This is a genomic window from Mesorhizobium sp. P2_B5, assembly GCF_056404775.1.
Map to the genome: position 1 here is coordinate 1 of NZ_JBFUDJ010000030.1, position 1,177 is coordinate 1,177.

The 1,177-nt window shown below is 61.8% G+C and carries 1 protein-coding gene; it reads right to left on the reverse strand.

What is annotated here, in order from left to right; translation table 11 throughout:
* Window position 1 precedes the first annotated feature (1 nt).
* Window positions 2-1,177, reverse strand: a complete 1,176-nt coding sequence (gene tuf, locus AC1D1N_RS32320) for an elongation factor Tu (RefSeq protein WP_013895701.1) — start codon at window positions 1,175-1,177, stop codon at window positions 2-4.

Below are 1,177 nucleotides of genomic sequence, written 5' to 3' on the forward strand. Positions count from 1 at the left end.
ATTATTCTTTGATGGTGACGACGATGCCGGCACCGACGGTGCGGCCGCCTTCACGGATGGCGAAGCGCAGCTTCTCTTCCATGGCGATCGGCACGATCAGCTCGACATCGACCGTGATGTTGTCGCCGGGCATCACCATTTCCGTGCCTTCCGGCAGCGACACGATGCCSGTCACGTCGGTCGTGCGGAAGTAGAACTGCGGACGGTAGTTGGTGAAGAACGGCGTGTGACGGCCACCTTCGTCCTTGGTCAGGATGTAGGCTTCGGCCACGAACTTCTTGTGCGGCTTCACCGTRCCSGGCTTGGCCAGAACCTGGCCGCGCTCGACACCTTCACGGTCAACGCCGCGCAGCAGCGCGCCGATGTTGTCGCCAGCCTGGCCCTGATCGAGCAGCTTGCGGAACATTTCAACGCCCGTGCAGGTCGTCTTGGTCGTCGGACGGATGCCGATGATTTCCAGTTCCTCGCCGACCTTGACCACGCCACGCTCGACGCGGCCGGTCACGACCGTGCCACGACCCGAGATCGAGAACACGTCTTCGATCGGCATCAGGAACGGCTTGTCCAGCGGACGAACCGGCGTCGGGATGTAGGCGTCGACCTGAGCCATCAGCTCGCGGATCGCGTCTTCACCGATGGTCTTGTTCGAATCTTCCAGAGCAGCCAGCGCCGAGCCCTTGACGATCGGAATGTCGTCGCCGGGGAACTCGTTCTTCGACAGAAGCTCGCGAACCTCGAGCTCGACCAGTTCGAGCAGTTCCGCATCGTCGACCTGGTCGACCTTGTTCAGGAACACAACGATCGACGGCACGCCGACCTGACGGGCAAGCAGGATGTGCTCGCGGGTCTGCGGCATCGGGCCGTCGGCAGCCGAAACCACCAGGATCGCGCCGTCCATCTGCGCGGCGCCGGTGATCATGTTCTTCACATAGTCGGCGTGTCCGGGGCAGTCGACGTGGGCGTAGTGGCGGTTGGCCGTCTCGTATTCGACGTGAGCCGTCGAAATGGTGATGCCGCGGGCCTTCTCTTCGGGCGCCGCATCGATCTGGTCGTAGCGCTTGTATTCGCCAAAATACTTCGTGATCGCCGCCGTCAGCGACGTCTTGCCATGGTCAACGTGACCAATCGTGCCGATGTTCACATGAGGCTTAGTGCGCTCGAATTTACCTTTTGCCAT